The organism is Pseudoalteromonas sp. P1-16-1b, from assembly GCF_001401785.1.
In the GTDB taxonomy this organism is placed as follows: Bacteria; Pseudomonadota; Gammaproteobacteria; order Enterobacterales; family Alteromonadaceae; genus Pseudoalteromonas; species Pseudoalteromonas undina.
Genome location: NZ_LKGQ01000013.1, coordinates 1 through 26,390, shown reverse-complemented (window position 1 = coordinate 26,390; position 26,390 = coordinate 1). Strand labels below are relative to the sequence as shown.

Here is a 26,390-nt window from a genome sequence, read left to right as displayed (position 1 = left end):
AAAAAAACTATAATTTAAAAGTGATAAAACGATGTCTAATATAATTTTAAAAAGTGCTACTTTTGATAACAAAGTCAAACAGTACTGGATGTGTTTAGCTGCAATATTTAGCCTTTTTCCAGTTGTAACTATTGTGCTTTTACCTGTTGTATTACTTTTAGTGTGGTTAGTCGCAAGTCGAGTATTAGCCGCTATGTCGGCCGATTTACTAGAGCGCAAGCTAGTGGTGAAGCGCGGTATTTTATTTAAAGAAGAAAAATCGATTCCACTAGAAAAAATCACTGATGTCGGGTTGAGTCAGGGGCCGCTAATGCGCATGTTTGGTCTATACCGGTTAAGTTTTGAAACAGCAGGGCAGTCGGGACATGGTGCGTTGGTATCGTTACTTGGGGTAGTTGACGCCAGTGGATTTCGTGAAGCCATTTTAACGCAAAAAGATAACCTCACGGCAGAACAACCCGTTCAAGCAAAACAAGACGAGCCACAAAGCCAAGTCGAACTTATTCGCTCGCTGGCCTACAGTGTGAAAAATATCGAACAAATGCTAGTTACACTCCTTGAAGAAAAAAGATGATCAGGTCATTTAAATAGGGAGTTAATGGAATATGGTTAAGTAGAGATTACTTTTTGGCTTGTTTATTTGTAGGCATCATCCGATGATGCCTACAACATGCTAATCCTAGGTATCTTCAGTATTAGTATTCGAAATATATGAAGATATTGATGATGACAGGTTTTTATCTAGAGCACTTTCTAAGCAATGGGAGATTGATGGTGCCGATATTTTAAAGTGATTTAATGCAATACCGTCTAAATAAGTTAAATAAGGGTTTACCGATAAAGTGAACGCACCTAGCTCTTTTATCCACTTTGCTAAAAAAATAACACGGTATTGCGTGTCGCTCCCGTTGTTAAGGTTTACTTCTAAATTTAAATTCTTACTTATTTCACTCCATGGATTCCGATACAAGGTTTCACCAACTATGATCGGTTTTGATGTAAAAAAGCTATCAGGGTTTTTAATATTCTTTTCAACTTTATGATTTACCCAGTTTTGAATTCGTGATGATGTATATTCTTCAAATACAGCCTTTACTGCACTATTTATATGGGAGGGGCAGTTGTTTTGTCTATCTAGAGGAGAAGGCTGACTTATTTGATGAAATGACATTAGGCCTAGTTCAGTCTGAAGAGTGTGTTTAAATGTTGAGAAACGCTCATCAATTGCTTTTTGTTTAGATATAGCAATCAGATCATTTTTATTTAATATCGTAGCTTCTGTATATTTACCTGACCCATTTTTACTATGATTTCCTACAAAAAATGCAGAATGGTTGTTACCAGAGACATCCACAATAATAACTTTATGCGGATTGGAATCACATGTTTGATCAGCAATCGCTGCTTTTTGATTAGAGAGTGTAGTGTGGCATTGAGTTAATGGTGCATTGCTTTTTGCTAGTTCAGAGGCTCTGTCATTATTACAATCTTCACATACCATTAAGGTTATGCTGTCATCAGCATTTACAGAGTGAGCAATGCCGAGTAAAAATAATAAAGCTGCAACTTTTTTCATAAAGTCTTCCTTAGACGAGTGTTCCTTTTTTATATACACTAGCTTTGAAGTTTATTAATTTCAATCTTTGATTTTAATTGAGCATTGTAATTCTCTAATTTGGATTATGTTACAAAGCTCAGCGATCGGTTGATCGCCGAGTAATTTAATTCTTAGCATTTAAAATGCCTGACAAACATCTTCTGCTTTACAGGTAATAACTGTCACGTTTTCGTAGCCTACGCGTGTCAGCGCTTCTGCACTTAATGTTGCGCGCGCACCACTAGCGCAATGTAAATAAATAGGACGGGCTGCGTCTTTTTCTATTTCCATGAGCTTCATTTCAAGTAGCCCGCGAGGAATGTTTATAGCGCCTATAGCTGCTTTGGTGGCATGTTCAGCGGGTTCTCGTACATCAATCAACAATCCTTTATTTTGCTCAAGCTCTTTCTTTGCTTGTTCGGCATCAATACGACGCTGATTAGGAGTAATTATTTTTAGTAAATCTGGAATAGGGGTAAGCATGGTGTTTATTCCTTAAAGCCAAGTTTGCGTAATAGAGTGATCATTGGGCACCAGCTAGTAAAAGCTGATTGAATTAAATTTACTGCGATAAAAGCTGTAAAGTAAATCCACTTAGGATCGTGATAAGTTTGCAATAAAAGCGACACAATAATCATTATGCCAGCGATTAGTCTGAGTGCGTTATTTAGCTTCATTATAGTAGGCCAGTTATTTAGTTCAGTACAGTCACTATATTAGATTTATCTATATTAGTAAAATCTAATATTAGACTTTTCTAATCTAACGTCTTATACTCAGACTCTATTTTAGAATAAGAGCATAGTATGAATATTGACTTTACTGCCATGGCCGGCAATGTAGAACAAGCCGAGCAGCTATTAAAAATTTTAGCCAATAAAAATCGCTTGATGATTTTATGTTCTTTGCAAGATTCAGAAATGAGCGTATCTCAGCTCAATGAAGCCGTGCCATTAGCGCAGTCTGCGTTATCTCAGCACTTAGCAGCGTTGCGTAAAGCAAACATTGTGGCTACGCGCCGCGAGAGCCAAACAATTTATTATCGTGTCATTGATGAAAATGCAGTCGCTCTGCTTGGTACCTTGTATGGGTTATTCTGTAAGGGCTAAGTGCGATGAGCTTAATAGACAATGCGGTAAAAAGTAGTTTAAGTGGTCGCATTCCGATTGTTATTTTTGTGATGTCTTTGTTACTTGGGGTATTTGCACTAAATCAAACACCTCGAGAAGAAGAGCCGCAAATTACTGTGCCCATGCTCGATATTTATGTATCAGCACCTAACGTTGAGGCGCCTGAAGTCGCTAGGTTAGTAACACAACCGCTCGAGAAGTTACTGGCTCAGCTGGTGGGAGTTGAGCATATTTACTCAACCACACAAACTAACAGTACAGTGGTTACGCTGCGTTTTGAAGTAGGGCACAACCGCGAACAAGCTATTTTAGATACCTATGCAAAATTAAATAGTTATCAGCATACAATGGCATCGGTGATCAAAAGTTGGCAAATTCGCCCAATAGAAGTAGATGACGTGCCGATTGTGATGTTAGGTCTCTACAGTAAAGACCCGCAACTCTATGGTGATTACGAACTAACCCGTTTTGCTAACGAAATTGCTAATAATTTACAACGCATTGAGCATACCAGTGAAGTTAAAGTAATTTCAGGGCGTACACGCACTCTTACCATTAATTTAAATGCCAGCGCATTGGCTGCCCATCAAACCACGGTAAACGATGTTTTTTACGCATTAAATGTATCAAACCAACTCACTCAAGTAGGGAGTGTGGTTGATAATCAGCAGCAAATTGCAATTCAGGCAGGTGATGTACTAAGAACACAATCAGCGGTAGAGCAATTAGTTGTTAATGTGGTTAATGGTAAAAGTGTTTACTTGATGGACATTGCAACAGTCAGCGATGGCCCTAGTGAAACTGAGCATTACCAATGGTTAGCGCAATCAACTGATCAGCAGCAGTTGCCTATGGTTACTTTAAGCGTAGCTAAGCAAGCAGGGACTAATGCGGTTGCTGTTGCAAATGATGTTCATACCATGATGAATGAACTTGCAAATACTTTACTGCCACCAGAAGTTAGCCATACAGTGCTCAGAGATTATGGCCAAACTGCGAATGAAAAAGTAAATAACCTCACATCAAGTTTAGTGTTTGCAGTGTTTACTGTGGTGATATTTGTTGGCGTGTTTTTAGGTTGGCGTCCTGCCGTAGTGGTTGGGCTGGCGGTTCCTATTTGTTATGGCATTACACTCTCATTAGATTTTGCATTTGGTTACACCATTAATCGGGTGACCTTATTTGCGCTTATTTTATCATTAGGCTTACTGGTAGACGACCCAATCACGGGTATTGATAATATTAGTCGCTTTATAAATAACAAAGGCGATAAAAAACAAAATGTTGTTGGCGCAATGAGCGAAATTCGAAATGCTTTGCTTATGTCGACATTGACTATTATGGTGGCGTTTATTCCACTGGCGTTTATTACCGGCATGATGGGGCCATATATGGCACCTATGGCGTTTAACGTGCCCATTAGTGTCATGGTGTCTACTTTGGTAGCCTTTTTTGTCACCCCTTGGCTGGCAATGAAATTGCTTAAACCAAACACCTTAGAACAACCTGAGCTTGAGCCTAAAGCGGGTTTATACCAAAGACTACTCAGTCCATTACTTGCCTCTAAAGGGAAAGCTAAATGGGTGCTATGGATAACATTAGGATTGTTTATTATCAGCGCCATGTTACCCGTGATGCGCTTGGTACCATTAAAACTCCTGCCCTTTGATAACAAAAATGAGCTGCAAGTACTTATAGATATGCCAGAGGGTACTAATCTAGAGAGCACGGCTGCATTTACTAAGCAAATTCAAACCCTCACATGGCAGTTAAATGAAGTCAGTGAAATAGCCGCATATATTGGGCAGCCCTCTAGTATGGATTTTAATGGCATGGTGCGTGGTTATTATCGCCGTGAAGCCATTAACTTAGCAGAACTCAGAGTATTGCTGGTGGATAAATCAGCACGAGAGCATCAATCACATGGGGTGGTTATGCGGCTACGCGAACAACTTGCTCCTTTAGCAAAAAATGGCATTGTTATTAAAGTGGTAGAGGTACCACCTGGGCCACCGGTGTTGAGTACTTTAGTTGCTGAAGTGTATCGTGATCCCTTTGTTGATGAGCATACCCATAGGCAGGCTGCTCAACATGTTGCAGCACGTTTACGCCAAGAGCCTCATGTTGTTGAGGTTGATACCTCTTTGGTTGCTCCTGCGCCATTACAGCGCTTTATTACAGATAAAACCAAAGCTGCGCTCAGTGCTATTGCTACCCAAAATATTGCACAAACACTCAGTATTGCTTCGCAGGGGCAACAAGTTGGAGTGTTGTACGTAAGCGATGAAACTCAGCCAGTCCCTATACAATTACAATTGCCTTATAGCGAACGTAATCAGCTTTCACAATTACTTACACTGCAAGTAAGAGGGGATAGGGACTTAGCTAAAACCAGTAATGAGTTAGGTATAACAAGTGCCCCCAGACCTTTAGTGTCGCTTTCAGAGCTGGGAGAGTTTAAACCATTAAACGTGGCCGACACACTAATGCGTAAAGATCAGCGTGACGTTATTTATGTGATGGCCGAACTAAATGGACGCACGCCTGCAGAGGTTATTGCGGATGTAAATGCCGATTTGAACGCACGCAATGAAGGATTTGAAAAAAACGCGTGGTTAACACGGCACTTTTTTAATAATGGTGGAACCGCGCCATGGCAATTACCGCAAGGAACTGATGTTAACTTTAGTGGTGAAGGTGAGTGGCGTATCACCATTGATGTGTTCAGGGATATGGGCATTGCTTTTGCCTTTGCGCTCAGTGCTATATTTATTATTTTACGGGTACAAACACAGTCGGCGAGTTTATCGCTGATTATCATGTCGGCTATTCCATTAACTGTGATTGGTATTATGCCTGGGTTTTGGTTACTCAATCAATTTGGTGAACGCACCATAGCGGGGGCTCCTGAGCCGGTATTATTTACCGCTACTGCGATGATAGGCATGATTGCCTTAGCAGGTATTGTCGTTCGTAACTCACTTATTTTAGTCGAATTTATTAACCAAGCACGTGCTCAGGGGATGGCAATAAAAGAGGCACTTATTGCTGCAGGGACGGTACGAATGCGCCCAGTATTATTAACCGCCGGAACTACTTTGTTAGGTAACTTAGTGATCACACTTGACCCAGTATTTAGCGGGTTAGCCATAGCAATTATTTTTGGCATCGTGGCGTCTACCGTATTTTCGTTATTTGTTGTACCGCTTGTTTATTATTTAGTGTTTACAAACCCAGAGGAAGAAGCACATGCAGGGTAAATCAAAAGTTTTAGGCGCAATCAGTGCATTGGTTGTGGTTATTGTAGCAGTGTTATACATGGCCGGTAGCTTTAGTGATAAACAACCTGCAGGGTTAAAAGAGATGCCAGTTACTCAATATCAAGGTGAGGTGGTCACTGTTGAGCTGCAAACTATTTCGCGAACAGAGCATGTACCGGGGAGTGTAATTGCGAAACAAAACACCCAAATTTCGTCAAATGTAATGGCACAAGTAAAGCAATTTAAAGTGCGCGCCGGTGATAAGGTTAGTCAAGGTGACTTATTAATCACCCTTAAGCAAGATGACTTTAAAGCGATGCTGGCACAAAGTGAGGCAAATATTAATGCGGTGCAAGCCTCATTAAACCAAGCTAAAAAGCAACTTATTAGAGTAACTGAGTTACAGGCAAAAGGGTTAGTACCAGTGAGTGAATTTGATGATGCTAAAGCAAAATTTGATAACTTAACTGCCAACTTAGCTGGAGCAAAACAGCAGCAAGCCCAGGCGCAAGTATCACTTAACTACACGCAAATTAAAGCCCCTATATCTGGTGTCGTTGTTGAGCGTTTAGCCGAACCTGGCGATACAGCCACACCTGGTATACCGTTGTTAACGCTTTACAATCCAAAGCAACTTCAACTTGCCTTTAATGTACGAGAGCAACAAGCAGTAAAGCTTAAATTAGGCGATCGTTTAAACGTGAGTTTGCCTTCGCTCGATATGACAACAGCTGCCAATATCAGTGAAATTATACCTGTTGTTGATAACGCTGCACGTAGCTTACTTATACGACTAGAAATTGAACCACAGCCAGGGATGATCCCTGGGTTATATGCACAATTGCATTTACCGTTTAAAAGCACCCAAGGTGTACTGGTAGATCCTCGTTGGATACATGATTTTGGACAGCTCAGTATGATGTATGTCATTAGCGCTGACAAAATTGAGCGTCGCTTTGTACGCTTAGGTGAGCAGTTTGATAATCAGCAACATGTTATTACGGGCCTTAAAGCTGGCGATAAAATAGCAGTGGATTATCAACCAATAACTAAATAACCAGAGTTCGGGTTAAATAAATGTGGCTATTTCATCCAGCGATTTTTTATCAAGTGCATGCAGAGGCACCGTTGCATGCTCATCGGGGTAGCCTGCAATTAATAGCATATAAGGACGTTCGTTGTCTTTATCACGGCCACAAATATCGGTTAAAAAGCTCATTGGTTTTGGGGTGTGGGTCAGGGTTGCAAGGCCTGCTCGGTGTAGTGCTTGAATTAAAAAACCAGTGGCCAGCCCTACCGATTCATGTACATAGTAATTAGTGTTTTTATCGTCCGTATTTACACCCCCCTTTTTTTGACTAAACACTGCAATCAACCATGGTGCGTGCTCTAAATAGGGTTTATTAGCATCGGTACCTAATGGTTTCAATGCATCAAGCCATTCTTCGCCTGCGCGACCTTCATAAAAAGAGCGCTCTAGTTTTTCAGCGGCCTCTCGTATTTGCTTTTTAACATCACTACTATTAATGGCTACAAAATGCCAAGGCTGGTGGTTTGCACCACTAGGTGCTGTACCTGCTGCTTTAATGCAGATTTCGATGATTTCTTTTGGCACCTGGCGGTTACTAAAACTGCGAATACTATGACGGCGCTGGCTCGTTTGTAAAAACTCCTTTGCGCGCGAGAGCATTGCCTCTGGCGGGTATTCTATAAAATCGGTTAATGGTTGGCTTTTGTGATCTTGCATGGCTGTTCGCTTCTTATTTTTAGAGTGTTTTGTTTTTATACCGAGAGGCTCATTTCTAAGCAAGTGTTATTAGAATGAATTTCTGTTTATTTATTGTTACAAAGTTAACTAGTTACTAACTTATGTTCCTGTTTTTAATGTGGTATAAAGCAGCATAAAAATAATACTTACAATTCAAGGAAGTAAAAAATGCTATCAATAACAGGGTTATCAAAAACCTACGACAACGGCGTACATGCACTTCAAGGTGTTGATTTATCAATTGGTAAAGGTATGTTCGGATTACTTGGGCCAAATGGTGCGGGTAAATCGTCGTTAATGCGAACTATTTCTACATTGCAGTCAGCTGATCAGGGCTCTATTACTTTTGATGGCATTGATGTGTTTAAAGACCCACAAGCATTGCGTCAGCGTTTAGGCTATTTACCACAAGATTTTGGTGTATATCCGCGTGTTAACGCTTACGATTTACTCGATCATATGGCTGTTTTAAAAGGTATTCACAACAAAGCAGAACGTAAAGAGTCGGTGGAAGGCTTGCTTGCACATACTAATTTATATCAACATCGCTCAAAAGCCGTTAGTGGTTTTTCGGGGGGTATGCGCCAGCGTTTTGGTATTGCACAAGCATTATTGGGCGACCCTGATTTACTAATTGTTGATGAGCCAACTGCAGGTTTAGATCCTGAGGAGCGAAATCGTTTTCATAACTTGTTAGTAAGCTTAGGCGAGCAAAAAGTAGTTATATTATCGACCCACATTGTTGAAGATGTAGCAGAGCTTTGCCCAAACATGGCTGTACTGGCTGGCGGTAAAATACTATTAGAGGGTAACCCAATTGCCCTTACCGATAAACTGCAAGGGCAAATTTGGCGCAAGGCCATGAGCCAAGAAGAAGCGCAAGAGCTTGAATCACAACTGCCTGTTATTTCAAAACGCTTATTTGCTGGGCAAACCATATTACATGTATTAGCAGAGCAAGCACCCGAAGGCTTTGAAACGAGTAACGCAAACCTAGAAGATGTGTATTTTTCTGCGTTGCTTAATCATCGTAACAGCCAAGTAGCATAAGGGGGCGCTATGTTTTTTAATATGCTCGCGTTTGAACTGCGCTATTTTGTGCGCCAACCTTCGTTTTATGTGACGTCATTAATCTTCTTTTTTATGGCGTTTTTTATAAGCTCTAGTAGTAAGCTTCCGTTAGGCGGGGCTAATGTTCATATGAACTCGCCTTATACCATTATGGTTTTAACGGTTACCTTTTGTACGCTTGCTATGTTTTTAGTGGTTAACTTTGTTGCCAGCTCAGCTATTCGCAACAGTGAGAGCAAAATGGATGAGTTGGTGTTTAGTAAGCCGGTTAACCCTCTTGCTTATCAATCTGGGCGTTTTTTTGGTGCTTACTTAGTGGTGCTAGTTGTTTTTTTAACGGTGCCGCTGGGTGTGTTTTTTGGATCGCAATTTGGTTTATTGGTTGGCTGGCTCGATAGTGAGCTAGTAGGCCCTAATAAGTTAATATATTACACAGCTCCTTTTTTATATTTAGCAATACCCAGCTTGTTAGTACTTTCGGCTATTTTTAATAGTGTGGCTGTGTATTTTAAAACCATGATGGCGGTATATGTTACAGCTGTAGTGATTTTTATAACCTACCAAATAGCGGGCATCTACTTTGATGACTTAGCATTTAGAGATATTGTTGTATACGCCGATCCATTTGGGTCAGGTTCGTTAATTGACTTAACCCGTTATTGGACTGTAAGTGATAAAAATACCGAAGTGTTAACGCTCTCGGGCGATTTTTTGATTAACCGTATTTTGTGGGTAGCAATAAGCTTAGCGATGTTTTTTGGCCTAGGGAAGTTAGGTAATCGCGTAGTAACTAAAAAACAAAAAAAACAATTTGCTGTATCTACGTTTGTAAAAAATAAACAAGCAGCACTTATTAGCAAGGCTAAAAATTACAAATCAAAAGGGATCAATACGCAATCGCAACTAGTAATGCGCAGCTTATTTGAACTTAAGCAGGTTATATTAAGTGCGCCTTTTATGATTTTAGCCGGTGTAAGTATTACTATGTTGCTTGTGCCACTCTTTGCTCCTATTGGCGCGTATGGCACAACGGATTGGCCACTGACACAAAATATGGTGAGCATCATTCAAAACACCTCTAGCTTATTTATGTTTATCATTATTGCTTATTACAGCGCAGAGCTGGTTTGGCGGGAGCGCCACAGTGGTATGGGCGATATTGTTGACAGTTTCCCAGTTCATAACAGTGTGTTTTGGATATCTAAAATTATTGCGTTAATCACTGCGGTTTGTGGTCTTTATTTAGTAGGTATGATGTTTACCATTGCAGTACAACTATTTAAGGGGCAATTTAATCTAGAGCTTGGCCAGTACTTATTTAGGTTAGGTTATCTTACGTTACTGCCTTTAATTATGATGGCTATTTTGGCGTTCTTTTTGCAAATAATTAGCCCTAATAAATATATAGGTATGGGGTTATTTATTCTGTATTACATTGCCCAAATGGTAATGGGTGCTTACGGATTTGAGCATCACATGTATCACTTTTCGCAAAGTAGTAGCGTACCGTATTCTGATATAAACGGTTACGGACACTTTTTACAAGGCGCGCATTGGTACACCTTATATTGGGGCGCATTAAGTGTATTTTTGGCTATTGTTGGGTTTGCTTTATGGCATCGCGGCCCGTCGCAAACATTGCGCACTCGCTTATCTTTAATACGTTACAACATGTCTTTAAAAGGTCAAATTGCTGCCGCTATAAGTTTATTGGTATTTGTGGGAGCAGGTTATAACATTTATCACAACACCCGTATGCTCAACGAGTTTGTAACAAGTGATGATAACGAAACTCTTCAAGTAAGCTATGAACAAGAGTTTTCACAATACAAAGATTTGCCACTCCCTGTAATAACCGATGTTAATTTACACATTGATATTTACCCTAAAAAGCGTGCATTAACCGCCGTTGCAAAAATTAAGTTTACTAATACCGCTAACGAGCCAATAGCCCGTGTGTTAATTAACGAGCCTAACCACGCTAAAAGCTGGGATGTAAAAATGGCCGGCGGGAAAATAGTAGAGCGTTTACCTGAGTTTGATATGGTATGGTTTGAGTTTGAACAACCGCTAATGCCTAATGAAGTACGCGAAGGTGAGCTTTCAGTTTCCCGAGAACATAACGGTTTTGTTGATAGGTATTCAGATACTCAGCTGGTGTATAACGGTACATTTATAAATAATAGAGAGTTATTACCGAATTTTGGTTATCAAAGGTATTTTCAAATTGCGGATAAGTATGAGCGTCGTAAGCACGATTTACCCGAACTTGAACGTGCGCATAAACTAGAAGACAGCCGCTATTATACGCAAAATGAGTTTGGTCCTGATAATGGGTTTATAAGCTATAAAGCAACGGTAACTACCGATGAGTCGCAATTTGCAATTACACCTGGTTACTTAAAAAGTGAGAGTGTAAAAGACGGGCGCCGTACTTTTGTTTATGAAATGGATGCCCCTATTTTAAACTTTTATTCTGTGCTTTCGGCTGAACTTGAAAGCAAAAAGGTTGAGCATAACGGTGTAAATATTGAAGTGTACTACCACAAAGATCATGCATGGAATGTTGACCGTATGATTGAGTCGGTACAAGACTCAATAGATTACTATACCCAAGCATTTGGCCCGTATCAGCATAAGCAGTTACGTATTATTGAGTTTCCAAAATATCGCTCATTTGCGCAAAGTTTTGCCAATACAGTGCCTTACTCAGAAAGTATTGGTTTTGTTACAGATTTAAGGGATGAGAGTAAAGTTGACCTCCCTTATTATGTAACCGCACATGAAGTGGCGCACCAATGGTGGGGACATCAAGTATCAGGGGCTAATGTAGAGGGCAGTGCCGTTATATCAGAAACGCTCTCCCAATACAGTGCGCTTATGGTGTTAAAAAAACGCTTTGGCGCCGAGAAGCTACGTAAGTTTTTAAAATACGAGCTAGACAAATACTTAATGGGTCGTACAGGGGAAGCGTTTGAAGAAATGCCGCTGTATAAAACGCAGGCTCAGCAGTATCTTCACTACAATAAAGGTTCTGTTGTGATGATGGCGCTATATGATCGCTTAGGTGAAAAACGCTTAAATGCAGCACTTAAAGCATTTTTGAATGAGTTTAAATACCAATCAACGCCATACCCCACCACACTCGATTTACTCAGTTATTTAAAACGAGACGCAACAAAAGCAGAGCAACGCTTTATTGATGATCAGTTTAAGTATATAACACTTTATGAGCTTGAAATGAAAGAGGTATCGATTACAGATAGCACTGATAGCGAGGGTTTTTACACGGTAACACTGAGCGTTGAAGCAACGAAACAGCGTGCCGATGGTCAAGGTGAAGAAACCGAACAACCACTTGATGAAATGATTGATATTGCATTATTTAATGATGATCCTGAAAATCTTCTAGCCGAAGACTTTGTGATTTATTCACAAAAACATCAAATAGTGTCTGGTGCAAACACCATCGAACTTAAAGTAAAAGAAAAACCCATGTACGCTGGGATAGACCCTTACATTAAGCTTGTAGATAAAGACAATAAAAATAATTTAGCTAAGTTTTAACGCTAAGTTATTTAAAGGCCGCATTTCGTGCGGCCTTTTATTTTAGCGAATTGGTATAAAAAGCTTATTTGAAACAGAGAATATAATGCCAATACACAATAATGCTTATTTAAGCGAGTTAGCATAACGCGGAAATATTTAACGGCAGCTAGGTAGTCGTTGATTGACCGAGGCGGGTAATATAGGCGCTTTAGTAGCTAATCCTAGAGAGGATTACGAGCATTTTTAAACCGCTCTAAACGAGAAAGGGCCTTGCGGCCCTTAGTGTTGCAGCAAGTAACACATTCTTTTTATAGGTTAAAGTCTACAGCGTAGGCTACATAGGCTTTTATATCAGAGCCATCCATGTCGTTATCTGATAGACCAAAAGTAAAACCATCTTTAGACACAGATACACCATAATCAATAATATTGTCATCACCGATGAAATCGCCTGAGTAATGACCTATATGTAGCGCCATTTCTGTGCCATTGCTACCAACAGCAAAGCTGTAATCGGCGTTTAAATACAATGAATCACCAAAATCAGTACCGTCACCATTGGCAGCAGAAGTTGCAAGTATGGCTGCACCAAATGTAAAACCTTGCACACTAATGCTACCGTAAACTTCAGAAAAATCTGCATCTGCACCTGATGCCGCATCAGGGTACGCATAATAGATATACCCTACGTCATAACTCACGCTTTCATTAATTGCGCCGCCAAAGCCTGCGTATAAGTCTAGCTCGTAGGTCATTTCATCGGCCCAAGACGCATTTGACGCCCACGTACCTGCATAAAATCCAGATTCATTAGCGTAATCAATACCGCCAGATACAGCTGCATCGCCCCCAGTTTGCTCTTGTCCGCGCCATAAGTAGTTTGAAGTGGCTGCTGCATTTGCTGTTACTTCAGCAAATGCAGTAGTTGATGTCATTCCTGTTAATGCCAATGCACTAATCAATATTGTTTTTTGTAGTTTTAGCATGTCTCATTTCCCATTGTATGATTTTGCACGCCAAGGCTTTTTATTATGAACGACTACAACCTTTTTTTGGCGGCATTTTATTATGTTATTAATGGGGTATTTGCACTGTGTGTGCCAAATTAAACTTATTCGTTTATAAATTATTTTTATTATTTAAAACAATGTATTGAAAATAATATGAGGTAGGGATAGAAAAGTAATTATTTAGCAGGTTCACTTTGCTGGTGCAAAAAATAGCCTAGCTGCACCATCAAAGCGCTGCTAGGCTATTTTATTTTTCTTGTGGGTTAATTAACCAAAAATGGCACGCATTAGGGTAATTGTTTCGTTAACACCGCGGCCTTTTTGTACTTCGCTAATAATAGAGTCACGTTTAGCACGAATATGCTCTGGAACATCATCAGCAGCAAGAGCGCGATCCACTAAAATCTCAGCAGATTCTTTGCCTCGGCGTGGCGCTTTACTGCTGTTAGAAGTGCTACGTGTAGGTTTATTAAGTAGCTTAATGTAGTTAGAGTTATCTGCAGTATTAGTATCTGCATAGTAAAAAAAGCAAGGTATAAGCGCTTTAATGTCGACTAATTGTGTTTCTAGTTCATTACCAGCATTGGCCATTTTAAACCATGACATAGCGTGAATGCTTTGTACTACATCTTGCCAATAACGCTCAAAGTCGCGGTTATTTAATTTGGTGATACCTAAAGCTGAGCAAAGTGCATCTAAGCGGCTATTACTTATTGGTGTAAATACGTCAGGGCGGCGCATTGCTAATAAACGGGTGGCAGGTGCCAGTGTTGGTTTTTCATCACTACCATTAAATGCACTCAAGTAAGCAACTACAAATTGTTGGTAATCATTTTGCGCTACATCACCCTCAAGTGGAATGTTGCTAAGGGCATCGTCGAAGGCACCTGGCAGGTCAGCCAGCATCTGGTGAAAACCTTTGGCGCTTTTTGTAGAGGCAAACCACTCTACATCAAAGTTATAAGTACTCGGATCGAGTGATGCCATATGCTTACCGCTAAAAGCGAGTAAGTCTTCAGGGATCATCTCTTTTAACGGCTTTTCACGCAGACCTGCAATATAAGCAGTTAAACGTAATTGCTCATCAAGTGCCACCAGTTCTTTATGTTGCTCTACAAACATACTCACTACTGGCCAAGGTGCTACCCGTAATGTTTTTAACTGTAAAAAGCTAATGGCTGTAATAAGTTGGTCATGCAACTTTTTTAATAATGGTAATTGTTGGGTTTCGAGTAAGTCGTAATTAATACGGTCGCGGCTTGCATTTAATAGCTCGTAGCACCAACCTAAAAAGTCTTCTGGATGGTTTTCCACTTTCACAGCCATCAGGTTTAGGCTTAGCTCTGAAGATTGCTTCAGAATGTTTTGATAAATTTGACTTTCTTGCTCGCCTAATGCCATTTTTGACGGTGAAATTAGCAGTTTCTTCATGCCTTGTAGACTCTCCGGTTAGATATACTTTTTAGTCGCTTCATTTTAGCTTATTTAGGCTAAATACAACAGGGGCGCGCATCATACCGAACAATTAAAGGAATGTAATCAGGAGCATGAATCTTTAAGTTTATTAAAGTGAGCCTTCAAAACCTGGTTTAGAAAGAGAAGAGCTATAGTTAATACATTTTTTATTATTTAACAATGCTTTTGGCACTAACTCCCGCTATGATAAGAACATTATTTGCACGTTTGAAAGGATGATCATGAAGACCTTATTTAAAGTTATTGGTGTCATATTATTGCTATGTATAGCGTTAATTGTTGCTGCACCTTTTTTAATTCCTACTGATACCATTTTTAATAAAGTATCTGAGCAGGTTGAAAAAACAACCGGGCGCACATTAACCATAAAGGGCGATAAAACCCTCAGTGTATTTCCTGCATTAAAATTAGAACTTAATGATGTGCATTTTGCCAATATGCCTAGCGGCTCTCGCGCTGATATGGCGAGTATGCAGCAACTTGCTGTTCATATTCCTTGGCTTTCATTACTCGGTGGCGAGTTAAAACTAGAAAAGTTTGTTATTAATGAGCCTGATATCTTGCTAGAAACCGATAAAAGCGGCAAAGCTAACTGGCAGTTATTTGATGCAGTAGCTAAACAACCAGAGCAGCAAACTCAATCGAGTGAGGCAGTCAAATTACCTGAAAACTTTGATATTCAGTTAGGCGAGGTCGCTATTTATGGCGGGTCGTTTACTTATTTAGATGGTCAAACGGGCGCTAAACAAAAAATTAGCGATTTAGAACTGGCTATATTACTGCCTTCACTGCGCAAACAGCTCGAAGTAAAAGGAGCTATAACTTACATGCAAGAGCGCTTTGAGCTTGATGTAAAACTCGACACACCAGCAAAAGCGATTGAAGGCGCCCCATTTAATGTTAAACAAACGCTTAACTCACGCTTAGTAGATTTAACGTTTGATGGCAGCATAGCCAAACAAGGCCAAGACATTAAAGGACTTTTAACACTTAACGGTGATTCGGTTAAAAATATTGCTAACTGGCAAGGAGTTGACTTAAACGCTAAAGACAATGCGTTTAACGCCTTTAGCATCAATGCTGAAATGCACTTACTCGGTGAAGAGTTTAACTTAACTGAATTAGTAGCAACGCTCGATGCACTCGAGATTAAAGGTAAAAGTAAGTTAAATTTAGGCAGTCGCTTAGCTGTTAATGCTGATATTGACTTAGGCATGCTTGATTTAAATCCTTACTTACCTGAAACCGTTGCAAAAAAAGAAGTCCCTGCAAAAGACGACTCTAAGCCTGCAGAGCCGATAGTGTGGGATGATACTAAAATTGATTTAAGTGGCTTGAATGCATTAGATGCAAATGTGATTGTCCGTTCAAGTGGCTTAAAAGCGAACGATATTAAACTCGGCGCCAACCAGTTTACTGTGGCACTAAAAAATAGCGTTGCTAAATTAAGTTTAGACAGCTTTGCGGCTTATGAAGGAACAGGTAAAGGGGTGGTGACTATCAATGCTCAAAATACCCCTTATAAAATAGCAACCAACTTCGATTTAGATAAAATAGACGCACAGCCATTACTTAGCGATGCTGCAGGCTTTGATAAGCTAATGGGCAAGGGCTCTTTAAACTGGAATCTAACCACAGCAGGGCAAAGCCAAAAAACGTTTATTAACGCGCTTAATGGTAAACTAGGATTCAAGTTCGCTGATGGTGCAGTTAAGGGAGCAAACGTAGCAGAAATGGTGCGTAAGGGGAAAGAGCTAGTTAAAGGCAACTTTAATGCCGTGTCTGAGGGATTAGATACAGGATTTGAGGAATCTGAGAAAACAGATTTCTCTGCACTTTCTGGTAGTTTTAACTTTACCAATGGCGTAGGCAAAAATACTGATTTATCGTTGATCAGCCCTTTAATACGCATTTCAGGTGAAGGAGACGTTGATTTGCCGCAAACTCTGGTTAATTACCGCCTAGTAACAGGTCTCGTTGACTCTATTGAAGGTCAAGGTACTACCGATGATAGCACTGGCTTTAAAATTCCTCTGAGAATAAAAGGCCCATTTCATGATGTTGGCATAAAATTAGATATAGGCAGTGCGGTTAAAGACGAAGCAAAAGAAAAAGCTAAAGACAAAATTAAAGACAAATTAAAAGGTTTGTTTGGCTAATTTTAATTACTGATATAAAACAAGGCACCGTAAAGGTGCCTTGTTTGTTTTATAACCACCTGTAATTTAGATAGATAGCATAAAAAACCAGTTTCTAATTTATCGTCCGCATTAAATTAATTAAAAAATAACCTACCACTCCCCCCTCAATGCTGATACAATTGCCCGCCCTTAAGAGACATCTAGTATGTTTTTTGAGTGGAATTCAATCGAAATGTCTTGATTTTAAACAAATTTAAGACAAGTTGTAATTACTACACCGGAGGTCATTAACATGATCCAAATGCAAACTCAGCTGGAAGTTGCTGATAACAGCGGCGCTCGCAAAGTGCAGTGTATAAAAGTCCTTGGTGGTTCACACCGTCGCTATGCAGCGATTGGCGATATCATTAAAGTTTCTGTAAAAGAAGCGATTCCTCGCGGTAAAGTGAAGAAAGGTGATGTTAAAAACGCGGTAGTTGTGCGTACCAAAAAAGGCGTTCGTCGTCCAGACGGTTCATTGATCCGTTTCGACAGCAATGCGGCTGTTATCTTAAATGATAACTTGCAGCCTATTGGTACTCGTATTTTCGGCCCTGTGACTCGCGAACTTCGTAATGAAAAGTTCATGAAAATCGTTTCACTAGCCCCAGAAGTACTGTAAGGAGTCTATCATGGCAGCAAAAATCCGTCGTGATGACGAAGTAATCGTACTAGCAGGTAAAGACAAAGGTAAGCGCGGCAAAGTGCTTTCAGTTGTAACCGAGTCTGGTCGAGTATTTGTCGAAGGCATTAACTTAATCAAGAAACACCAAAAGCCGGTTCCACAGTTGAACCAAGCTGGCGGTATTGTTGAGAAAGAAGCGTCTATCGACGTATCAAACGTTGCGATCTACAACTCGGAAACGAGCAAAGCAGATCGTGTAGGTTTCAAGATTGAAGATGGTAAGAAATTACGTATCTTTAAATCTACTGGTAAAACTATCTAATAGTTGGAGTAGAATGATGGCGAAACTGCATGAAGTATATAAAGACAAAGTAGTTGCTGAACTTCAAGAGAAGTTTGGTTTCAGCTCTGTCATGCAAGTCCCTCAGATCGAGAAGATCACATTAAATATGGGTGTGGGCGAAGCCTTAGCTGACAAGAAGATTTTAGATAACGCTGTTGCGGATCTAGAAGCTATCTCTGGTCAGAAACCTTTAATCACTAAAGCACGCAAATCTGTTGCTGGCTTCAAAGTGCGTGAAGGTTACCCGATTGGTTGTAAAGTAACCCTACGCGGCGAGCGTATGTGGGACTTTTTTGAGCGTTTGGTTTCAATCGCTATCCCACGTATCCGTGACTTCCGTGGTGTAAGTGCTAAGTCTTTTGATGGACGTGGTAACTACAGCATGGGCGTACGTGAACAAATCATCTTCCCAGAAATTGATTATGATAAAGTAGACCGTGTACGCGGTATGGATATCACAATCACTACATCTGCGAAATCAGATGAGGAAGGCCGTGCGTTGTTAGAAGCGTTTAACTTCCCATTCAAGAAATAAGGGTAGGGTTATGGCAAAGAATTCTATGAAAGCGCGCGAAGCAAAGCGCACTAAACTAGTTGCTCAGTACGCTGAAAAGCGTGCAGCACTAAAAGCTATCATCAGTGATGTTAATACATCTGAAGATGATCGTTGGGACGCGGTACTTAAGCTACAAGCTTTACCTCGTGATTCTAGCCCTGCACGTCAACGTAATCGTTGTAACATTACGGGCCGCCCACATGGTTTCCTTCGCAAATTCGGCATGAGCCGTATTAAAGTTCGCGAAGCAGCTATGCGCGGTGAAATTCCTGGCCTTAAAAAGGCTAGCTGGTAATAGAATCATGGGAGTAAGACTATGAGCTTGCAAGATCCTATCGCGGATTTATTTACACGAATCCGTAACGGTCAGTCAGCGAAGAAAGTATCTGTAACGATGCCTAATTCGAAACTGAAAGTAGCAGTAGCTAATGTATTAAAAAATGAAGGTTACATCGCAGACTTCGCAGTAAGTGGTGATGTTAAACCTGAGCTTTCTATCGAGTTAAAGTACTTCGAAGGCAAAGCTGTTATTGAAAATATCCAGCGTGTAAGTCGCCCTGGTCTACGTATCTATAAGAGACGTGACGAATTACCGAAGGTAATGGGTGGTTTAGGTATCGCTATCGTATCAACTTCTAAAGGCCTAATGACAGACCGCGCAGCACGTAGTGCAGGCGTTGGTGGTGAAATCATTGGTTTTGTAGCTTAATCGGAGGGGAACTATGTCTCGCATAGCAAAGGCACCAATAAACGTTCCTGCCGGTGTAGAAGTTACATTAAAAGGCCAGGAAATCACAGTTAAAGGCAAAAACGGTGAACTTACTCGTACAATCAACGATGCAGTTGAAGTACAAGTTAACGACAACGTTATTACAACTTTACCTCGTGAAGGCGTAGCCAATGCATGGGCACAAGCAGGTACTGCTCGCGCTCTAATCAACAACATGGTTGTTGGTACGCATGAAGGTTACGAGAAGAAACTTCAGTTAGTAGGTGTTGGTTACCGTGCTGCAGCTAAGGGCAAAGTTTTAGACTTAACTCTTGGTTTCTCGCACCCGGTTAATTTCGCAGTTCCTGAAGGAATTACGATTGAAACTCCAAGCCAAACAGAAGTTCTAGTTAAGGGCGTAGACAAGCAGTTAGTTGGTCAAACAGCTGCTAACATTCGTGCATACCGTAAACCTGAGCCTTATAAAGGTAAAGGTGTTCGTTATTCAGATGAGAATGTACGCCGTAAAGAGGCTAAGAAGAAGTAAGGTAAGACGATGGATAAAAAAACAGCTCGTCTACGTCGTGCTAAACGCACTCGTAGAAATTATATTGAACAAGGCACAACGCGTCTTGTTATCCACCGCACGCCACGTCACATTTACGCTCAAGTTGTAAACGCTGAGGGTAATGTACTGGCTGCTGCTTCTACTGTTGAGAAAGCTATTAGCGAAACAGTTAAAGGCACAGGCAACGTTGCAGCTGCACAAGCAGTTGGTAAAGCGGTTGCTGAACGTGCGGCTGACAAAGGCATCGAAAAGATTGCTTTTGATCGCAGTGGCTTTAAATATCACGGCCGTGTGAAGGCGCTAGCTGATGCTGCGCGTGAAGCCGGTTTGCAATTCTAGGAGTAGACAATGGCTAACGTAGAAGCAAAGCAACAACAGCCTGATTTAGCTGAAAAGCTAATCGCGGTGAACCGTGTGTCTAAAGTAGTTAAAGGTGGTCGTATCTTTAGCTTTACTGCACTAACTGTAGTTGGTGATGGCGCAGGTAAAGTAGGTTTCGGTTATGGTAAAGCACGTGAAGTTCCAGCTGCTATTCAAAAAGCAATGGAAAAAGCACGTCGTAACATGATCAACGTAGACCTAAATGGCAACACATTACAGCATCCTGTTAAAGGACGTCATGCTGGCTCACAAGTGTTTATGAAACCAGCATCTGAAGGTACTGGTATCATTGCAGGTGGTGCTATGCGTGCAGTACTTGAAGTGACTGGTGTGCAGAACGTACTTTCTAAATGTTACGGTTCTACTAACCCGATCAACGTTGTACGTGCAACGATCTCAGCACTTGAGAACATGAATTCTCCTCAGTCGATCGCTGCAAAACGTGGTCTTCGAGTAGATGAGATTTTGGGGTAAACCATGGCTAATAAAACTGTAAAAGTAACACAAGTAAAAAGCTCTATCGGTCGTTTACCGAAGCATAAAGCTACATTACGCGGTCTTGGTTTACGTCGTATCAATCACACTGTTGAGTTAGAAGACACAGCATGTGTGCGTGGTATGATTAACCAGGTTTATTACATGGTTAAGGTAGAGGGGTAATTCGATGCATTTGAATACACTTTCACCTGCTGCAGGTTCAAAAACTGCTCCAAAACGTGTTGGTCGTGGTATCGGTTCTGGTCTTGGTAAGACTGGTGGCCGTGGTCACAAAGGTCAAAAATCACGTTCTGGCGGTAAAGTACGCGTTGGTTTCGAAGGCGGTCAAATGCCTATGCAACGTCGTCTACCTAAGTTCGGTTTCACTTCTCGCAAATCTTTAGTATCTGCAGAAATTAACCTATACGAAATCGCTAAAGTTGAAGGCGATGTGGTAGACCTAAGCGCGTTACAAGCAGCTGGTCTAGTTAAAAAGAACGTTCAGTTCGTTAAAGTTGTTAAATCTGGCGAAGTTTCACGCGCTGTTACCGTTAAAGGCCTTAAGGCTTCTAAAGGTGCACGCGAAGCTATCGAAGCTGCCGGAGGCAAGGTAGAAGACTAAGGAAGTACTAATGGCTAAACCAGGTCAAGATACACAAAGTGCACAAGGTGGACTTTCGGAATTGAAGCGCCGATTACTCTTCGTATTGGGTGCTATCATAATTTACCGTCTAGGTTCATTTGTGCCGATCCCTGGGATTGACGCCGCTGTACTTGCCGATTTCTTCGAGCAACAAAAGGGCACCATTGTTGAGATGTTCAACATGTTTAGCGGTGGTGCGCTTGAGCGAGCTTCAGTGTTAGCACTGGGTATCATGCCGTATATCTCGGCTTCGATTATTACGCAACTATTAACGCATATGTATCCGCCGTTTATAGAGCTTAAGAAAGAAGGTGAGCAAGGGCGTAAAAAGATAAGCCAGTACACACGCTACGGCACGCTTGTGCTTGCTACTATCCAATCAATCGGTATTGCCACAAGCTTACCGGGCATGATGAACGGGTTAGTTGTTAACCCAGGTATGGGATTCTATTTCACCGCAGTGGTGAGTTTAGTAACCGGTACTATGTTCCTTATGTGGTTGGGCGAACAGATAACAGAACGTGGTATCGGTAACGGTATCTCAGTTCTAATATTTGTTGGTATTGTAGCTAACCTGCCGTCTGCTATTGGTTCGACAGCCGAAATGGCGCGCCAAGGTGATTTGAATGTTTTTGTACTGTTGATGGTTGCGGTTATAGTATTCGCTGTTACTTATCTTGTTGTATTCTTTGAACGTGGTCAACGACGTATCGTTGTTAACTACGCCAAGCGTCAACAAGGTCGTCAAGTATTTGCTGCTCAAAGCACGCATTTACCTCTGAAAGTAAATATGGCGGGTGTTATTCCACCAATTTTCGCTAGCAGTATAATTCTGTTCCCTGGTACAATTGCAAGCTGGTTCGGCCAGGGTGAAGGTCCGGTTGCTGATGTGCTACAAGCAATTGCTACAACGTTGACTCCAGGTCAGCCTTTGTATGCAATGGTTTTAGCTGCGGCTATCATCTTCTTCTGCTTTTTCTACACAGCGTTGGTTTTTAACCCGCGTGAAACAGCAGACAACCTGAAAAAATCTGGCGCATTTATCCCAGGTATTCGTCCAGGTGAGCAGACATCTAAATACATTGATAAAGTGATGACACGCCTGACATTGGCAGGTGCTTTGTATATAACCTTTATCTGTCTGGTGCCCGAATTCATGACTATGGCATGGCAAACGCCATTCTATTTCGGCGGTACATCAATTTTGATTATCGTTGTTGTAATCATGGACTTTATGGCACAAGTACAGACGCATCTGATGTCACATCAGTATGATTCTGTGCTGAAAAAAGCGAACCTTAAAGGCTACGGTCGATAAGGTCAGTTTACGGAGTTGAGCAATGAAAGTACGTGCTTCCGTTAAGAAAATATGCCGTAACTGTAAAGTTATTAAACGTGCTGGTGTAGTACGCGTAATTTGCAGTGAGCCTAAGCATAAGCAAAGGCAAGGCTAAGTAAACAGTCGTGCAGGCTGAGATTTCTCGGCCTGTGTTTTTAGTTGTGATTTGGTCTTCGTTTGAGTATCCTTACGGGCTTTTCAAACAGATGATTACCAAATTCAAATATAGGAGATGTGTTAGTGGCCCGTATCGCTGGCATTAACGTCCCTGATCATAAACATGCAGTTATTGGTTTAACAGCTATTTATGGCATAGGTAAGACTCGCTCTAAGGCTATCTTAGAAGCGACTGGTATCGCCGAGACCACAAAAATCGGTGAACTTTCAGACGAAACACTTGACGTACTGCGTGAAGCAGTTGGCAAGTACACTGTAGAAGGTGACCTTCGTCGTGAAGTTACTTTGAATATCAAGCGCCTTATGGACCTTGGTTGTTTCCGTGGCCTACGTCACCGTCGCTCTTTACCACTTCGTGGTCAAAGAACAAAGACTAACGCGCGTACCCGTAAGGGTCCTCGTAAGCCTATTAAGCGATAAGGGGATAGTAAAATGGCTAAGACACCAATTCGTCGTAAAAAGGTTAAAAAGCAAGTTGCTGATGGTATGGCTCATGTTCATGCGTCTTTCAACAACACTATTGTAACGATTACCGACCGTCAAGGTAATGCACTATCATGGGCTACTGCCGGTGGTTCAGGTTTCCGTGGTTCACGTAAATCTACTCCATTCGCTGCTCAGGTTGCTGCAGAGCGTGCAGGTACTGCTGCTCAAGAATACGGTTTAAAAAATCTAGAAGTTTTCATCAAAGGTCCAGGTCCAGGTCGTGAATCTGCTGTACGTGCTTTGAATGCTGCTGGTTACCGTATCACCAACATTACTGACGTGACGCCAATACCACATAATGGTTGTCGTCCACCGAAGAAACGTCGCGTTTAACAATAGGTTAGGAGAAATAACATGGCAAGATATTTGGGCCCTAAGCTCAAGCTGAGTCGTCGTGAAGGTACTGACCTGTTCCTTAAGAGCGGCGTAAGAGCTATCGACTCTAAGTGTAAACTTGAGACTGCACCTGGTCAGCACGGCGCTCGTAAAGGACGCTTATCTGATTACGGTTTACAATTACGTGAAAAGCAAAAAGTACGTCGTATCTACGGTGTATTAGAAAAGCAATTCCGTAACTACTACAAAGAAGCTGCTCGCCTTAAAGGCAACACAGGTGAAAACTTGTTACAGCTTTTAGAGCAACGTTTAGACAATGTTGTATATCGCATGGGTTTTGCTAGCACACGCGCTGAAGCACGTCAGTTAGTAAGCCACAAAGCGATTCTAGTTAATGGTCGTGTTGTGAATATTCCTTCATACGTAATTACTCCAGAAGATACTGTTGTAATCCGTGAGAAGTCTAAAACACAAGCACGTATCATCGCTGCTCTAGAGTTGGCTGAGCAACGTGAAAAGCCGACTTGGGTTGAAGTTGACGGTAAGAAATTGGAAGGTAGCTTCAAGCGCCTACCTGAGCGTTCAGATCTGTCTGCGGACATTAATGAACAACTAATCGTCGAACTTTACTCTAAGTAAAGTTAAGAGTTAAGAGAGGATAAAATGCAGGGTTCTGTTACAGAATTTCTAAAACCAAGGTTAGTCGATATCGACGCTATCAACCCAACGCGTTCTAAAGTAGTTTTAGAACCACTCGAGCGTGGCTTTGGTCACACTTTGGGTAATGCCTTACGCCGTATACTGTTATCATCTATGCCTGGATGTGCAGTAACTGAAGTTGAAATCGACGGTGTATTGCATGAGTACAGCGCGAAAGAAGGCGTACAAGAAGACATCATTGAAATACTACTAAACCTTAAAGGTCTAGCGGTAACGTTAGAAGGCAAAGATGAAGTTTTTCTGACCCTGACTAAATCTGGTGTAGGCCCTGTGACTGCGGCAGATATTCAGCACGATGGCGATGTAACAATTGCTAACCCAGATCATGTTATTTGTAATTTAACAACAAATAACAGCGAGATCAGCATGCGTATTCGTGTTGAGCGTGGTCGTGGTTATGTGCCGGCATCTAGTCGTTTATCCTCTGATGACGATGAGCGTCCAATTGGTCGATTGCTGCTTGATGCATCATTCAGCCCAGTTGAACGTATTGCGTACTCGGTTGAATCAGCCCGTGTTGAGCAACGTACAGATTTAGACAAGTTAATCATTGATATGGAAACAAACGGCACCTTAGATCCTGAAGAAGCGATCCGCCGTGCGTCTACTATCTTAGCTGAGCAATTAGATGCATTCGTAGATTTACGTGATGTAACTGAGCCAGAAGAGAAAGAAGAGAAGCCAGAATTCGATCCTATTCTACTTCGTCCAGTTGATGATCTTGAATTAACAGTACGTTCAGCAAACTGTTTGAAAGCCGAGCAAATTCAATATATCGGTGATTTAGTTCAGCGCACTGAAGTTGAGCTTCTTAAAACGCCTAATCTAGGTAAGAAGTCTCTAACTGAAATAAAAGACGTGCTAGCTTCACGTGGTCTTTCTCTAGGCATGCGCCTAGAAAATTGGCCGCCTGCAAGCCTAGCTGAATAATCTAAATCACTATATTAGTTTAGTTAGAAGGATAGGGTCATGCGCCATCGTAAGAGTGGTCGTCAATTAAACCGTAACAGTAGCCATCGTAAAGCGATGTTCAGCAATATGGCAGGTTCTTTGGTGAAACATGAAATCATCAAAACTACTTTGCCTAAAGCGAAAGAGTTACGCCGTGTAATTGAACCTTTAATCACACTGGCTAAGACTGACAGTGTAGCAAATCGCCGTTTAGCGTTTGCTCGCACGCGTGATAATGAAGTAGTTGGTAAGTTATTCAGTGAAATCGGTCCTCGTAATGCGGATCGTCCAGGTGGTTACACTCGTATTCTTAAGTGTGGCTTCCGTGCTGGTGATAATGCACCAATGGCTTATATTGAACTAGTTGGTCGCCCAGCGGCGAGCGAAGAAGTTCAAGAAGACGCGCAGTCTGCAGAGTAAGTCTTAAAGAGACACCAAAAAGCCGAGCTTATGCTCGGCTTTTTAATATCTAAAATTCACACAAAATGAATAAAGCTTTTAGCTCTATTATTAATAGCAAATTTATTCTCATTCCTTTCATCTAATAAAATAGCCTAACTAGAATCGACGAATCATAATGCGAGCGTTTAGGACTGCTATCTTTCTATTTATAAGTAAAGCTATTTAGACTAATAAATATATGACCATGTAACGACTTTTACAGTTTATAGTTATTAATATAAAAAAGTTCGAAATAGTTGATACCCTCCAATAGCTCATTAACTTTATATAGTAGAGTCCTTGCCTAATGTACTTATTCGCCACTAATCTAAATGGCCATATAAAGCTAAACAATTTGTTTTCTTAGTAATCACTACAATAACTATGAAAAGATTTTCCAAAAAATAAGTTTTTACAGCTTTAAAGGCGAAATATGATTAACTTTAGTTGTCTTTTTAAGCGTTTAGTCTAAATATCCAGCGAACAGTCATTTATTTCAAGTTTTCTTCAAAAAAGGGTTGATCTGTTTTCGGATCTCCCTATAATGCGACCCCACTGAGACGGCAGAGCGCAACGCATAGCGAGGCACGAGCTACT

At 41.1% G+C, this 26,390-nt stretch carries 30 protein-coding genes; 24 read left to right on the top strand and 6 right to left on the bottom strand.

The genetic code is table 11. From position 1 onward, the window contains the following. The first annotated feature begins 31 nt into the window (after window positions 1–31). A complete protein-coding gene (locus AN392_RS10690) occupies window positions 32–574 on the top strand; it encodes a PH domain-containing protein (RefSeq protein ID WP_055012715.1) in 543 nt (180 codons plus the stop codon). A 105-nt stretch (window positions 575–679) separates the two neighbouring features. Here the strand turns inward: AN392_RS10690 and AN392_RS10685 are convergent, their stop codons facing one another. From AN392_RS10685 to AN392_RS10675, 3 genes are all read right to left on the bottom strand, one after another. Beyond that, a complete protein-coding gene (locus AN392_RS10685) occupies window positions 680–1,576 on the bottom strand; it encodes a hypothetical protein (protein ID WP_010392471.1) in 897 nt (298 codons plus the stop codon). Between the two features lie 159 nt (window positions 1,577–1,735). Then, the gene (locus AN392_RS10680) at window positions 1,736–2,080 is read right to left on the bottom strand and encodes a rhodanese-like domain-containing protein (protein WP_008115421.1); all 345 of its coding nucleotides are present in this window, start codon (window positions 2,078–2,080) and stop codon (window positions 1,736–1,738) included. A 5-nt stretch (window positions 2,081–2,085) separates the two neighbouring features. Further along, window positions 2,086–2,274: a DUF2892 domain-containing protein gene (locus tag AN392_RS10675; protein ID WP_010392474.1), complete on the bottom strand. Its 189-nt coding sequence runs from the start codon at window positions 2,272–2,274 to the stop codon at window positions 2,086–2,088. Window positions 2,275–2,403: 129 nt separating this feature from the next. Between AN392_RS10675 and AN392_RS10670 the strand changes: the two genes are divergently transcribed. The 3 genes from AN392_RS10670 to AN392_RS10660 are packed head-to-tail and all read left to right on the top strand — an operon-like array spanning window position 2,404 to window position 7,044. Next, a complete protein-coding gene (locus AN392_RS10670; protein ID WP_055012714.1) occupies window positions 2,404–2,706 on the top strand; it encodes a metalloregulator ArsR/SmtB family transcription factor in 303 nt (100 codons plus the stop codon). A gap of 5 nt (window positions 2,707–2,711) precedes the next feature. After that, complete coding sequence (locus tag AN392_RS10665; protein ID WP_055012713.1) at window positions 2,712–5,987, top strand: efflux RND transporter permease subunit; 3,276 nt, start codon at window positions 2,712–2,714, stop codon at window positions 5,985–5,987. Then, complete coding sequence (locus AN392_RS10660; RefSeq protein WP_055012712.1) at window positions 5,977–7,044, top strand: efflux RND transporter periplasmic adaptor subunit; 1,068 nt, start codon at window positions 5,977–5,979, stop codon at window positions 7,042–7,044. Before AN392_RS10665 ends, AN392_RS10660 begins: the two co-directional genes overlap by 11 nt. Window positions 7,045–7,056: 12 nt before the next feature. Here the strand turns inward: AN392_RS10660 and AN392_RS10655 are convergent, their stop codons facing one another. Next, entirely contained in the window at window positions 7,057–7,734 is a 678-nt protein-coding gene (locus AN392_RS10655) for a nitroreductase family protein (RefSeq protein WP_054202853.1), read from the bottom strand. A gap of 189 nt (window positions 7,735–7,923) precedes the next feature. On the opposite strand from AN392_RS10655, the gene AN392_RS10650 reads away from it, so the two are divergent. Further along, window positions 7,924–8,805 carry an ABC transporter ATP-binding protein gene (locus AN392_RS10650; RefSeq protein ID WP_010392484.1) on the top strand — a complete coding sequence of 294 codons (882 nt, stop codon included), beginning with the start codon at window positions 7,924–7,926 and terminating at the stop codon, window positions 8,803–8,805. Between the two features lie 9 nt (window positions 8,806–8,814). Beyond that, window positions 8,815–12,393, top strand: a complete 3,579-nt coding sequence (locus AN392_RS10645; protein WP_054202854.1) for a M1 family aminopeptidase — start codon at window positions 8,815–8,817, stop codon at window positions 12,391–12,393. A gap of 290 nt (window positions 12,394–12,683) precedes the next feature. Here the strand turns inward: AN392_RS10645 and AN392_RS10640 are convergent, their stop codons facing one another. Beyond that, the gene (locus AN392_RS10640) at window positions 12,684–13,361 is read right to left on the bottom strand and encodes a TorF family putative porin (RefSeq protein ID WP_055012711.1); all 678 of its coding nucleotides are present in this window, start codon (window positions 13,359–13,361) and stop codon (window positions 12,684–12,686) included. Window positions 13,362–13,652: 291 nt separating this feature from the next. Continuing rightward, window positions 13,653–14,816: a hypothetical protein gene (locus AN392_RS10635; protein ID WP_055012710.1), complete on the bottom strand. Its 1,164-nt coding sequence runs from the start codon at window positions 14,814–14,816 to the stop codon at window positions 13,653–13,655. 266 nt (window positions 14,817–15,082) lie between these two features. Here AN392_RS10635 and AN392_RS10630 point away from each other — a divergent pair, with 266 nt between their 5' ends. The 18 genes from AN392_RS10630 (at window position 15,083) to rplQ (ending at window position 25,772) form a co-directional block, all read left to right on the top strand. Continuing rightward, window positions 15,083–17,020, top strand: a complete 1,938-nt coding sequence (locus tag AN392_RS10630; protein ID WP_055012709.1) for an AsmA family protein — start codon at window positions 15,083–15,085, stop codon at window positions 17,018–17,020. 274 nt (window positions 17,021–17,294) lie between these two features. Then, complete coding sequence (rplN, locus tag AN392_RS10625; RefSeq protein ID WP_008115397.1) at window positions 17,295–17,663, top strand: 50S ribosomal protein L14; 369 nt, start codon at window positions 17,295–17,297, stop codon at window positions 17,661–17,663. A 10-nt stretch (window positions 17,664–17,673) separates the two neighbouring features. Beyond that, on the top strand, window positions 17,674–17,988 hold the full coding sequence (gene rplX / locus AN392_RS10620; RefSeq protein ID WP_004589210.1) for a 50S ribosomal protein L24: 315 nt from the start codon (window positions 17,674–17,676) through the stop codon (window positions 17,986–17,988). A gap of 16 nt (window positions 17,989–18,004) precedes the next feature. Beyond that, window positions 18,005–18,544 (top strand): 50S ribosomal protein L5, encoded by a 540-nt coding sequence (rplE, locus tag AN392_RS10615; RefSeq protein WP_010392500.1) that lies wholly within the window; start codon window positions 18,005–18,007, stop codon window positions 18,542–18,544. Between the two features lie 10 nt (window positions 18,545–18,554). Beyond that, entirely contained in the window at window positions 18,555–18,860 is a 306-nt protein-coding gene (gene rpsN / locus AN392_RS10610) for a 30S ribosomal protein S14 (RefSeq protein ID WP_006794245.1), read from the top strand. 21 nt (window positions 18,861–18,881) lie between these two features. After that, window positions 18,882–19,274 (top strand): 30S ribosomal protein S8, encoded by a 393-nt coding sequence (gene rpsH, locus AN392_RS10605; RefSeq protein ID WP_008115392.1) that lies wholly within the window; start codon window positions 18,882–18,884, stop codon window positions 19,272–19,274. A 13-nt stretch (window positions 19,275–19,287) separates the two neighbouring features. Next, a complete protein-coding gene (gene rplF, locus AN392_RS10600) occupies window positions 19,288–19,821 on the top strand; it encodes a 50S ribosomal protein L6 (protein ID WP_006794247.1) in 534 nt (177 codons plus the stop codon). 9 nt (window positions 19,822–19,830) lie between these two features. Further along, window positions 19,831–20,181 carry a 50S ribosomal protein L18 gene (gene rplR / locus AN392_RS10595; RefSeq protein WP_008115388.1) on the top strand — a complete coding sequence of 117 codons (351 nt, stop codon included), beginning with the start codon at window positions 19,831–19,833 and terminating at the stop codon, window positions 20,179–20,181. Window positions 20,182–20,190: 9 nt separating this feature from the next. Beyond that, a complete protein-coding gene (rpsE, locus tag AN392_RS10590; RefSeq protein WP_008115387.1) occupies window positions 20,191–20,697 on the top strand; it encodes a 30S ribosomal protein S5 in 507 nt (168 codons plus the stop codon). Between the two features lie 3 nt (window positions 20,698–20,700). Continuing rightward, complete coding sequence (gene rpmD, locus AN392_RS10585; protein WP_008115384.1) at window positions 20,701–20,883, top strand: 50S ribosomal protein L30; 183 nt, start codon at window positions 20,701–20,703, stop codon at window positions 20,881–20,883. A 4-nt stretch (window positions 20,884–20,887) separates the two neighbouring features. Further along, on the top strand, window positions 20,888–21,322 hold the full coding sequence (gene rplO / locus AN392_RS10580; RefSeq protein WP_008115382.1) for a 50S ribosomal protein L15: 435 nt from the start codon (window positions 20,888–20,890) through the stop codon (window positions 21,320–21,322). A gap of 10 nt (window positions 21,323–21,332) precedes the next feature. Further along, window positions 21,333–22,661: a preprotein translocase subunit SecY gene (gene secY / locus AN392_RS10575; protein WP_008115380.1), complete on the top strand. Its 1,329-nt coding sequence runs from the start codon at window positions 21,333–21,335 to the stop codon at window positions 22,659–22,661. Between the two features lie 22 nt (window positions 22,662–22,683). Next, entirely contained in the window at window positions 22,684–22,797 is a 114-nt protein-coding gene (rpmJ, locus tag AN392_RS18450) for a 50S ribosomal protein L36 (protein WP_002959476.1), read from the top strand. A gap of 125 nt (window positions 22,798–22,922) precedes the next feature. Then, window positions 22,923–23,279 (top strand): 30S ribosomal protein S13, encoded by a 357-nt coding sequence (rpsM, locus tag AN392_RS10570; protein WP_008115377.1) that lies wholly within the window; start codon window positions 22,923–22,925, stop codon window positions 23,277–23,279. Between the two features lie 12 nt (window positions 23,280–23,291). After that, window positions 23,292–23,678 (top strand): 30S ribosomal protein S11, encoded by a 387-nt coding sequence (gene rpsK / locus AN392_RS10565; protein WP_002959471.1) that lies wholly within the window; start codon window positions 23,292–23,294, stop codon window positions 23,676–23,678. A 21-nt stretch (window positions 23,679–23,699) separates the two neighbouring features. After that, window positions 23,700–24,320, top strand: coding sequence for a 30S ribosomal protein S4 (gene rpsD / locus AN392_RS10560; protein WP_002959461.1), 621 nt, complete (start codon window positions 23,700–23,702; stop codon window positions 24,318–24,320). Window positions 24,321–24,344: 24 nt separating this feature from the next. Continuing rightward, a complete protein-coding gene (locus AN392_RS10555; RefSeq protein WP_008115371.1) occupies window positions 24,345–25,331 on the top strand; it encodes a DNA-directed RNA polymerase subunit alpha in 987 nt (328 codons plus the stop codon). Window positions 25,332–25,370: 39 nt separating this feature from the next. After that, the gene (gene rplQ, locus AN392_RS10550) at window positions 25,371–25,772 is read left to right on the top strand and encodes a 50S ribosomal protein L17 (protein ID WP_008115370.1); all 402 of its coding nucleotides are present in this window, start codon (window positions 25,371–25,373) and stop codon (window positions 25,770–25,772) included. Window positions 25,773–26,390 lie beyond the last annotated feature (618 nt).